Here is a 9,649-nt window from a genome sequence, read left to right on the forward strand (position 1 = left end):
CTGTGCTTGTGCTGCCACCAGCCGTAGCTCATGCCCGCGTACAGGTTGGCGATGACCAGGCTCGCCCAGTCGTTCCAGCGGCCTGACCGGAAGATCTGGCGGTGCGCGGCGTCGTGCCGGAGGAACATGACCTGCCCGAGCACGACGGCGAGGACCCCCGCGACCGCCAGCTGCCACCAGCTGTCCCCCACTGCGAAGAACGTGACGGCGACGGCGACCAGCGCAGCGTTGAGGAGTGCGAAGCGCGTCCAGTAGTGGGCGTACCTCCGTCGCAGCAGCCCGCGGGCCTGGACCATCGCGGTGAGCTCGGTGAAGTCCTGAGCTGCTGGGCGGGCTTCGGAAAGGTCGGTCGTCATGGACGGCTCCATCGTCAGCTGCCGCCGAGCGGCAGTGCGGGTGGCCAGGTCCGGACCTGGCTGCAACGCTAACCCGGCCCCGACATCTCGCAACCGGGCGGGAGAGCGCCCGCTCCAGATGTCTGCCGATCCACACCGCCATACGCTCGGGGCAGACAGGTCGGCTTCGTCGGAGGCCGACCCACGGACGGAGATGCCCATGGAGAACCACCCCATCCACACCACGCTGATCAGCGAGCTGCAGGTCCTCCTCCTGGAGATGCCGGGCTTCCAGGGCTTCATCGAGGGCGCCGCGAGCGCGGCCGCGAACCGGGCGGGAACGGGCACGTCCGCCACCGTCACCGTGCGGCGCGACCGCAAACCCATGGCGATGGCCGCGAGCGACCCGATCGCCTCGGTGTGCGACGAGGCCCAGTACGCGGCCGACGATGGCCCGTGCCTCGAAGCCCTCGACACCGGCGAGCTCGTCACGTCTTCCGACCTGCGGAGCGAGACGAGGTGGCCGGCGTGGCGGGAGGCAGCCCTGGAGCGCGGCTACGTCTCGGTCGCCGCGTTCCCGCGCGAGGTGCGGTCGGGTGTCGACATCGCGCTCAACCTCTACTCGCCGAACGTCGACCCGTGGGACGAGGGTTCCTTGGCCCTCGGGAACCTGTACGCCGACGAGGTCGCCCGCGCGATGCACCTGCACATGCGAGGCACCGACCAGGCAGAGCTCAATGCCGACCTTCGAGCCGCCCTCGCCTCCCGGGCGGTGATCGACCAGGCGATCGGTGTGATCCTCGCCCAGAACCGCTGCAGCGAGGACGAAGCCCTGAAGATCCTTCGTGCGGCGTCCCAGCACCGCAACGTCAAGCTGCGCGACGTCGCCGCCTCGATCGTCGAGGCCGTCTCGGGCTCCTCCAGTCACGCCGGGGGCTTCCGAGCGCGGACCCCGTAGACCCCGGCGTGCGGCCGGGAGGGTGCGGGCACACGATGAACCGCACGGCACGAACCGGCAGGGCGACACGAGGAGTTCGACATGGGTATCGACGACCTGAAGAACAAGGCCACCGACGCGCTCGACAGCGACAAGGGCGAGAAGGCGAGCGACGCCGGGCTGGACAAGGCTTCGGACGCCGCGTCGAAGGTGACCGGCGGATCGCACGACGAGCAGATCACGAAGGCGGAGGACTCCGCCGACGGCAAGCTCGGCAACGCGTGACCATGGTCTCGCTGGGTGCCGCGCGTCGCGCGGCGCCCGGCGACGACCATGACCGGCCGGCGTGACCCGCGACGAGCGGTGGCTGGTCGCGACGTCGGAGTACGCGGGCCTGACGGCCTACACCGGCGGGATCGGCACCCACTACGCGGGGCTTCTCCCGGCTCTCGTCCGGGCGGGGGCTCAGGTCGACCTGCTGATGGTCGGCGCCGAGGAGCTCGTTGCGGAGTCAGTACCTGGCGGCGTCGTCCTGCTCGATGCGCGGTCCCGCCCCCACCGCATCGTGACGATCCCCGACCGGCACGTCCTGGCTCGCGCCGCGCGGGCCGGCGGGTATGACCGCATCTTTGCGCCCGAGTGGGGCGCGATCGCGTCGTCGCTCCCCCGCGGCGCGCCCCTGCTGACCAACCTCGCCACGAGCACGTCCCTGCAGAACGAGGTGGCCGGGCTCTCCCCGGCAAGCTTTGGGTGGCGCCGCGGAGCCGTCCAGGTGGTCCGGTCCGCGAGGGAGCACCGGCAGATCCGTCGATCCGCGGGCGTCGTCGCCATCTCCCGCGCGATGGTGGAGCGCAGCCAGCGCCTCCTCGGCCGCCTGCCGCCGGCGCGGGTGGTTCCCAACACCGTCGACATCGAGCAGGTCCGCTTGCTCTCCCGCGCTTCGCGGCCGCCGGCATGGTGGCCGAGCAGCGGACCGGTGATCCTGTTCGTCGGGCGGCTCGAACGGCGCAAGGGCGTGCTCGAGGCCATGGCTGCGTTCGCGTCGGTGAGCGCCCATCATCCGGCCGCGCACCTGGTGCTCGCCGGGTCGAGCGGCGACCGGCGGTTCGAGCCGGACCGCGCAGGACTGCTGGACCTCGTCCCCGTCGGCGCCCGTGACCGGGTGCACCTCGTCGGGCACCTCCCGGCCGAGCACCTCCACCCGTGCGTGCGCGCCGCGACCGCCGTGATGTGCCCGTCGCTGTGGGAGGGCTTCGGCAACGCGGCCCTCGAGGCGAAGGCGGTCGGAGCCGCCGTCGTCGTGACGCGCGGCAGCGGCTTCGACGACTTCTGCACGGACGACGACGACTGCCTCATGGTGAGCCCCGGTGATGCTGCCGACCTGGCCCGTGCCCTGATCCGGCTCCTCGACGACCGCGCGCTCCGGCTCCGGCTCGGGCAGGCGGCGGCGCGCTCCGCGGACGCCTACGCCCCCGACCGGGTCGCTCCGCTGCTGCTCCGTGCCGCCGACGAGCTGCTCGGCCCGGTCACCCCGGGACGGCGCGTCGCCACGTCGTCCCGTCCCACCTGATCGCTCCCGCGGCCGCGAACGCGTCGAGCCACCCTCCCATCGGCCACCGGCCCCACCGCCCCGCGAATCGAGCGCCGTTGCGCAGGATGTCGTCGAGGTGCTGCCACGGCGGCGACTGGGTCGGATGGTGCTGGTGGTAGGCATGGCCCCCGCCCACCCAGACGATCGGGATGTCGCGCTCGCGCAACGCGAAGGCGAAGTCGGTGTCCTCCGCGCCGTAGCCCTCGTACCGGCCGTCGAAGTGCGGCGCCGACGACCAGCGCGAGGCCGTGAGGGCGAAGGAGAGCGACCAGAACAGCTCGTAGTCGCCGTCCCCCGCCACGAGCAAGGTGCCGCCCGGTGGGTCGGGGCGAGCGGGGTGCGGGCGGGTCGACCGCGTGAGGGCATCCACGTCGTCGACGTCGACGCCCGGTGCCAGGTAGGTCACGGGACCGCACAGAACGGCCTCGGGCCGGGCCTCGGCCGCTGCCGCATACCCGCGCAGCAGGTCCGGGCCGGGGACGCAGTCGGCGTCCAGGAACACGAGGAGGTCGGCGCCGCGCGCCACGGCCAGGTCAGCGCCGGCGTTGCGGGCGGCGGCGACGCGCAGCCCGTCGCGCCCTGGTGGGACGTGCACCACCAGGTCGGCGTCGACGTCCTGGGGCGGGCCGTCGTCACCGACCCACCCGACGACGTACAGCTCGGCTCCCTGACGTCGCACCGCACGAGCCTGGTGCGCCTGGTGGCCGAGGCGCCCGTCGGAGCAGACCGTGACGACCGCCGTCGTCATCGGAGCACACCTGTCGCGACGCCGTGGACGACGGCCGCGGCCCGACGTGCGGCCCCCTCGACCTCCCACCGCCGCCAGGCAGGTTCCAGGGCTCCAGCCTCTCCGAGAAGGTCCGGCCAGCGATCGGGCTCGGGCCAGCGCGGGCCGACCACCGCGAGCCCCGCGTCACGGAGAGCCACGGCAGTGGCCCGCTGCTCGTCGAAGGGACGCTCCTGGGGGACGACGACCGCGCGGGCATCCGACGCGGCCAGGTCGGCGACGGCGTTCTGGCCGGCCCAGCTGACGACGATCTCGGCCGACGAGAGGTCGGCCCACGGGTCGTCCTGCCAGGAGCCCGAGTCGCCACCCAGCGTGCCCGCGAGAGCCCAGGTGTAGTCAGGGCTCGCCGCGCTGGCACGCCGCAGGTCCTCCGCCCCGACCTCGGCACCGCCGCCGCCCGCCAGGAGCAGCACGGTCCGCGGTCGGGCCCGGCCTGACCGTCGACCCTCGAAGCGGCTGATCCCGCCGGTGAACACGACGGAGTCCTGCACGTCCGCGAGGTGTGGCGGTCGCAGCAGCTCGGCGGGCCACGGCGCGATGATCCGCGTCGCCGTGGCGAGCCCCAGGGTGTGCGCAGCGTCGCCGCGCCGACCGGGTTGCGTCACGAGCACCGTGGGTACGCCCAGGAGTCGGCCCAGGAGTGCGACCTCGACCGACGTGTCCACCACGAGCGCGGTGACGGCGCGCTGCGTGAGCTCCTGCGCGATGCGGGCGAGCCGGCGCCGGTGCCCCTGGTGCCCGAGCGGCGCCCAGTGCAGCAGCCCGCCCACGGTCGGATCGAGATCCTGCGGGGATGGCTGACCCGGCTCGAGCCCGTCGTCGCGGTCGAGCTGCACCCAGGAGATCTCGTCGCGCAGGCCCGACGGTCGCGCCATGGACCCCAGCCCGACGATCTGCTCGTCGAGGTGCGCGCTGATCGCCCGGAACCGCGTCGCGTGCCCGGAGCCGTGGTGGTGGACGTACCACGCGACCCCGGATCGGGTCACGCGACCTCCTGCCCGGACGTCGCCAGGACGCCGAGGATCGCGTCCTCGAGGGCGAGCACGCGGGCGTCGAGCGAGAACGATCGCCGGGCCGAGGCGCGGACCGCAGAGCGGAACGCCGTGACCCTCGCTCGGGTGGCCAACGACTCGGCCCCTGCGACCAGCCCGTCGAGGTCGTCGAGCGGGTTCAGGGACATGCCCAGGGTCTTGCCGGCCACCTCCGGCAGCCCGCCCACCGCGAAGCCCGCGACGGGGGTGCCGCAGCAGAGGGACTCGGGCGCCACGAGGCCGAACGGCTCGGCCCACACCGAGGTGACCACCGAGGTCGCGCTGTGCCCGACGAGCCGCGCGAGCGCCGACTGGTCGAGATGACCGCCCCACCGCGCGTCCCTGCCGAGCATCGGCGCGACGACGGTGCGCATGTAGCGCTCGTCGCCGACCCGGCCCGCCAGCACGATGCGGCGGCCGAGCCTGCGCGCGACCTCGATGGCCAGGTGCGGCGCCTTCTCGGGCACGATCCTGCCGAACCAGACCAGGTCCTCGCCGCCCGGCCCGAGCGGCCAGTCCTCGACGCGCACGCCGTTGTGGAGCAGCTGCGACGTCACGCCCGCCCGCGCCCAGGCGGCCCGCGTGTGCTCGCTCACCGCGACGAACGCGGCGGACGACGGAACGTCCTGCGCGGCGGCGACGAGAGCCGGCTCGGGCGGTGTGTGCAGGGTCGTGATCACGGGGGCGCCGAGGTCGCGGGCACGCCGGAGCGGCAGCGGGTGCAAGCAGTGGTTGAGCACGACGTCCCACTGGCCCAGGGCTGCCTCGTCGAGCGCCCGGTCCAGCGCGTGCACGGTGCGGCCCAGGGATGCTGTCGGCCACGTCGCGTCCGTGGCGTCGTGGCTCGAGCCCCACGTCACCGTCGGGAGGCTGAAGGCGGGACTGCCCACGTCGAGCTGGTCGGATCCTTCGGCCGCGATCAGGCCGACCCTGTGGCCGCGATCGCGCAGCGCCCGCACCTCGTTCCACACCATCGACTCGAGCCCACCCGCGTGCGGGGGGCCGAGCGGGAAGCGCAGCGGAGCGACGACGAGGATGTCGAGGGTGCGGCTCATCGCCCGGCCTCGATCAACCGCTGGTAGAGGGCGCGGTGCGCCTCGGTCGCGACCCGGTCCGTGACGACGCGGGCCTCGGCCCGGCGTCCGACGAGAGCCCGGCGGTCGCGCGTACCCGCAGCGGGCTGGGTGAGCGCGATCGCGAGGGCCTGGGCGACGTCGGCGCCTGCGCCCGGCTGGTCGAGCGGCACGACCGGGAGCACGCTGCCGTCTCGGTGCTGGTCGCGCAGGTGACCGACGGCAGGAGCGACCACGGGGACGCCGAGGTCCCAGCAGAGCTCGAGCCAGCCGGAGTGCGTGCCGTGCCCGTAGGCCAGGACGCATGCGCCGAGGCGGGCGAGGTGCGCCGCCAGCTCGTCGTCCGTGAGTCGGCCCTGCTCCACGAGGGTGAGACCTCCGGCGGTGCACAGCTCACGAACCCGTGCGGCGAGGGCCGCGTCCCGGGTCCGGTCCCGCAGGTGGACCTCGATCTCGACCTCGATCCCGTCGGCACGCAGGTGCCGGGACGCCGCCGTCAGCGCTGCGATCGTCGAGGGCGCGTCGATCCCGGGTCGGAGGTCTTTGAGGTGCGCCGCCACCCGAGGAGTGTGCGGTGCGACACCCGCCCCGTCCGACCAGCCGGGAGCCAGGATCCGCGGATGGGGAACCACCTGAGCTTCGCGGTGCCAGCGTCGCCGCACCTCGGCTGCCGCACCCGGGGTCAGGGTCACGACCGCGTCCGCGCGCTCGAGCAGGATGCCGAGCTGCGCGACGTAGTGGCTCTGGTCGCGGAGCTGCGGGTGGTCGATGTCGTGCACGGTCACGACGACCGGCCAGCCCGCCTGGCGGGCGGCGTCGAGCGCGGACCGCAGGTGGTCGAGCGTGAACGACTCGGTGCCGAAGTGGACGTGCAAGAGGTCGGCGTCGGCGGCGTGCTGCTCGATCCACGACGCGTCGAGCGCCGCGGGCGGCCACCACTGGCCCGCCGGCGCGCCGAGCACGGGTGGGTCGGGCAGGACCGTCACGCCGCGATCGGCGGTGACCGCGCGGACGTACGGATGGCCCGCGGGAACGGCGACCACGCGGATCGTCCCGGCGCGCCGAGCGCTGCCCACGGCAAGAGGGGGTGCCCCCAAGGTCGCCTCCAACGATCGATCCGGGTCTGCGGTGGCGCCAGTCTCGCCCGGTCGCCCTCACCCCGCGACTGGACGACGATGCACCCATGTCATCCCCGTGCCCCGACCTGGTCGTCCTTGGTCCGTCGGGCCACGGCGTGAGCGGGTACGCTTCCGACCTCGCCGCGGCCGTCGTCGCCCTCGTGCCGACCGCCGCGGTCGTCCCGGTCCCCGACGCTGACGCACTCGTCGCGCTCGCCCGCGAGCACCGGCCGTTGCACGTGCACGTCACCGACCACCTGCTGGGCAGCTCGCCGTCGGCGGCCGCCGACGTCGTCGAGTCCGTCGCCGCGCTCTGCGAGGTCTCGGTCACGCTCCACGACATCCCTCAGCCGTCGGACGGACCCGGACGGCTCGAGCGGCGCGCGGCGGGATACGGCCGCATCGCCCGCGCGGCGCGTCGCGTCGTGGTGTGCAGCGAGCACGAGCGGGCCCTCGTGCGCGACCACGTCGACGGCGACGTCGCCGCCGCGGTGCACGTCGTGCCGCTGGGCACGGCGCGCGCGGAGGTGCCCCCCGTCCGGCACCGGGCGACGGCCGGGCAGGGCCTGCGCGTCCTCGTCGCCGGATGGGTCTACCCCGGCAAGGGCCATCTCGAGGCGGCGAGGGCGGCCGTGCTCGCCGCCCCGGTCGGGTCGGCACCCGTGAAGGTCGTGGCGATCGGTGGGTCGTCGCCCGGGCACGAGCAAGAGCTCGAGAACTTGCGCGTTGCCGTCGCCGCGGCGGGCGCGGAGCTCGAGGTCACGGGCGTGCTCGATCGCGCGGCGTACCGCGAGCACCTGTGGGGAGCCGGCGTGCCGGTGGTCGCGCACCAGCACCTCTCGGCATCGCGCACGCTGATCGAGTGGGCGGAGCACGGGCGACGGGCGCTCGTCCTGCGGTCGCGGTACACCCGGGAGATGGACGACCTGCGGCCCGGCCTGATCCACCTCGTCGACCCCGACTCGCTCGGCGAGGCGATCGGAGCGGCCTGGCGTGACCCGGCATCGACGTGGTTGCCGGCTTCGGCCGAGCTGCGACCCGACATGGCCGACGCCGCCCGCGCCTACCTCGCGATCTGGCGCACCCCGTGAGCGGGTCGGTGCACGCCGTACCCCAGAACCGCTGGGACCTGCTCGACGGCCTGCGGCCGGACCCGTTGCCTCCCGTCTCGGTCGTCATCGCCCACTACGAGCAGCCGCGCCAGCTGACCCGCACCCTGGCTGCCGTTCGAGCCCAGGACTACCCGGCGGACCTGCTCGACGTCGTCGTCGTCGACGACGGGTCCCGCACCCCGCCGAGCGTGCCGGACGGGGTCCGCCTCGAGCGGCAGCCCGACCGCGGGTTCCGGCTGGCTGCGGCGCGCAACCTGGGCGTCGCGGCAGCCCGGCACGACCTCGTCGTGCAGCTCGATGCCGACACCGCCCCGGAGCCCGGCTACGTCCGGGCCATCACCCGGCTGCCGGCGCTCGCACCCGACTGCGTCACGGTCGGACGGCGACGCCACGCGCTGTTCGACCACGTCGCGACCACGCTGCCCGTCGAGCGCGTGGGACCCACCGTGGAGGTCGCCGAGCCGCGCTGGTTGCGCGACGCGTACGCACGCTCGCGCAACCTGCTCGACGCGGACGACCGCAGCTACCGGTACGTCATCGGCGCGGTGACCGCGTTCTCCCGCTCGATGTTCGAGGCCGCCGGCGGGTACGACGAGACCTTCACGTCCTACGGCGGGGAGGACTGGGAGTGGGCGTACCGCGCGTGGCTCGCCGGTGGGGTCTTCGCCCACGTGCCCGACGCGGTGGCCTGGCACGACGGCCCCGACGCCGCCGGGCGCCTCGACGACCCTGGCGACGGGCTCGCGGCCCGCAACGACGAGACCCTCCGCCTGGCCGAGCTGATCCCGCTGCCGGGGTCGGGCCCGCGCGGCCACGTGCCTGCCCACGTCGACATCCTCGTGCGGCTTCCCGGTGGCCTGGACGCAGCGACCCGGTTCCTGCTGGCGGACCAGGTCCTGGCCGACCTGCCGCACGCCGCCGTCGAGGGCGAGGCGTCAGCCGCGCGGCGGATCGTCGACCGGGTCCGGATCGACGTCGACGTCCTGGCTCCCCACCTCCTGCGCGCCGGCGCGCTGCGCCGGTCGGTCGACCGGGTCGGCACCGAGCAGCTCGGCGCCCTGCTGATCGCCGACGAGGCAGGGGTGCCGTGCGTCCGGGTGACGTCGCGCCGGGCCGCCGCCCGGCGTGCACGACACGACCGCCCCGGGCTCTCCCCCGAGGTCGAGGTGCGCACCGCCGACTGCCGGGTGCTCGGGTCGGCCCCCGACCTCGCGGCATACCTGGGCGGGTGGGCGTAGTCGCGGTACCGGTCTCGGGTGGCGGCCGGGGATGGTCCGACGTACGGTCCGACGTACCGGGTCCAGCGACGGACCTGGACCACTGCCGGCGGTAGGACACACCGCCCGGTGCCGATCGACGCGATGCCCAGCGCTCGCGCCCCCGATCAGCCCCTCGACGCACGACGCGGCGCACCTCCATGCGTCAGCCTCGGCAGCCACCGCACCGGAAGCAGGCCACCCATGTCCGACGACCCCACTCGCACACTCTCCTCGGTCAGCGAGCCCGGCGGCGTACCGGTCCGCACGAGCGTCCTCCACCCGCCGCTCGCGTCCGATCTCGACTCCCAGGAGACGGCCGCGGACGACACCTCCGGCTCCGACAAGCTCAAGGGCGCGGCCTCCTCCGCGAGCGACGCGGCGGGCTCGCTGCTCGGCGAGGCCCGCA

Annotated in this window: 11 protein-coding genes; 6 read left to right on the forward strand and 5 right to left on the reverse strand. The window is 74.4% G+C overall.

Features of this window, described 5'->3' with window-relative positions; genetic code table 11:
- The coding region (locus D1825_RS02365) for a fatty acid desaturase (protein ID WP_199721468.1) at positions 1-356 on the reverse strand (356 nt) is incomplete at its 3' end.
- A 199-nt stretch (positions 357-555) separates the two neighbouring features.
- Here D1825_RS02365 and D1825_RS02370 point away from each other — a divergent pair.
- The 3 genes from D1825_RS02370 to D1825_RS02380 all read left to right on the forward strand — a co-directional run bounded on the left by D1825_RS02370 (position 556) and on the right by D1825_RS02380 (position 2,842).
- Positions 556-1,293, forward strand: coding sequence for a GAF and ANTAR domain-containing protein (locus tag D1825_RS02370; protein WP_158580666.1), 738 nt, complete (start codon positions 556-558; stop codon positions 1,291-1,293).
- Between the two features lie 81 nt (positions 1,294-1,374).
- Positions 1,375-1,557 (forward strand): Rv0909 family putative TA system antitoxin, encoded by a 183-nt coding sequence (locus tag D1825_RS02375; RefSeq protein ID WP_118765885.1) that lies wholly within the window; start codon positions 1,375-1,377, stop codon positions 1,555-1,557.
- A 61-nt stretch (positions 1,558-1,618) separates the two neighbouring features.
- Positions 1,619-2,842 carry a glycosyltransferase family 4 protein gene (locus D1825_RS02380; RefSeq protein WP_118765886.1) on the forward strand — a complete coding sequence of 408 codons (1,224 nt, stop codon included), beginning with the start codon at positions 1,619-1,621 and terminating at the stop codon, positions 2,840-2,842.
- Here the strand turns inward: D1825_RS02380 and D1825_RS02385 are convergent.
- Genes D1825_RS02385 through D1825_RS02400 form a run of 4 tightly spaced genes read right to left on the reverse strand, consistent with a single transcriptional unit; the run spans position 2,799 to position 6,830 of the window.
- Entirely contained in the window at positions 2,799-3,611 is an 813-nt protein-coding gene (locus D1825_RS02385; RefSeq protein WP_118765887.1) for a glycosyltransferase family 2 protein, read from the reverse strand. The two genes, D1825_RS02380 and D1825_RS02385, sit on opposite strands and share 44 nt — an antisense overlap.
- Positions 3,608-4,636, reverse strand: coding sequence for a glycosyltransferase (locus tag D1825_RS02390; RefSeq protein ID WP_233549574.1), 1,029 nt, complete (start codon positions 4,634-4,636; stop codon positions 3,608-3,610). Before D1825_RS02390 ends, D1825_RS02385 begins: the two co-directional genes overlap by 4 nt.
- Positions 4,633-5,736, reverse strand: coding sequence for a glycosyltransferase (locus D1825_RS02395; protein WP_118765888.1), 1,104 nt, complete (start codon positions 5,734-5,736; stop codon positions 4,633-4,635). The genes D1825_RS02390 and D1825_RS02395 overlap by 4 nt, the downstream gene beginning before the upstream one ends.
- Positions 5,733-6,830, reverse strand: coding sequence for a glycosyltransferase (locus D1825_RS02400; RefSeq protein WP_233549575.1), 1,098 nt, complete (start codon positions 6,828-6,830; stop codon positions 5,733-5,735). The genes D1825_RS02395 and D1825_RS02400 overlap by 4 nt, the downstream gene beginning before the upstream one ends.
- Before the next feature lie 107 nt (positions 6,831-6,937).
- Here D1825_RS02400 and D1825_RS02405 point away from each other — a divergent pair, with 107 nt between their 5' ends.
- The 3 genes from D1825_RS02405 to D1825_RS02415 form a co-directional block, all read left to right on the forward strand.
- Positions 6,938-7,963, forward strand: coding sequence for a glycosyltransferase family protein (locus D1825_RS02405; protein WP_118765890.1), 1,026 nt, complete (start codon positions 6,938-6,940; stop codon positions 7,961-7,963).
- 8 nt (positions 7,964-7,971) lie between these two features.
- Positions 7,972-9,222: a glycosyltransferase family 2 protein gene (locus tag D1825_RS02410; RefSeq protein WP_233549576.1), complete on the forward strand. Its 1,251-nt coding sequence runs from the start codon at positions 7,972-7,974 to the stop codon at positions 9,220-9,222.
- A gap of 222 nt (positions 9,223-9,444) precedes the next feature.
- A partial coding sequence (locus tag D1825_RS02415) for a hypothetical protein (RefSeq protein ID WP_138067379.1) occupies positions 9,445-9,649 on the forward strand: 205 nt, incomplete at its 3' end.

Origin of the sequence: Cellulomonas rhizosphaerae, from assembly GCF_003470205.1 — a bacterium.
Taxonomy (GTDB): Bacteria; Actinomycetota; Actinomycetes; order Actinomycetales; family Cellulomonadaceae; genus Cellulomonas; species Cellulomonas rhizosphaerae.

Bases quoted from the DNA above. Each gene is read 5' to 3' on its own strand.
- D1825_RS02395 (WP_118765888.1), bottom strand. From the start codon at position 5,736: ATGAGCCGCACCCTCGACATCCTCGTCGTCGCTCCGCTGCGCTTCCCG.
- D1825_RS02375 (WP_118765885.1), top strand. From the start codon at position 1,375: ATGGGTATCGACGACCTGAAGAACAAGGCCACCGACGCGCTCGACAGC.
- D1825_RS02385 (WP_118765887.1), bottom strand. From the start codon at position 3,611: ATGACGACGGCGGTCGTCACGGTCTGCTCCGACGGGCGCCTCGGCCAC.
- D1825_RS02370 (WP_158580666.1), top strand. From the start codon at position 556: ATGGAGAACCACCCCATCCACACCACGCTGATCAGCGAGCTGCAGGTC.
- D1825_RS02405 (WP_118765890.1), top strand. From the start codon at position 6,938: ATGTCATCCCCGTGCCCCGACCTGGTCGTCCTTGGTCCGTCGGGCCAC.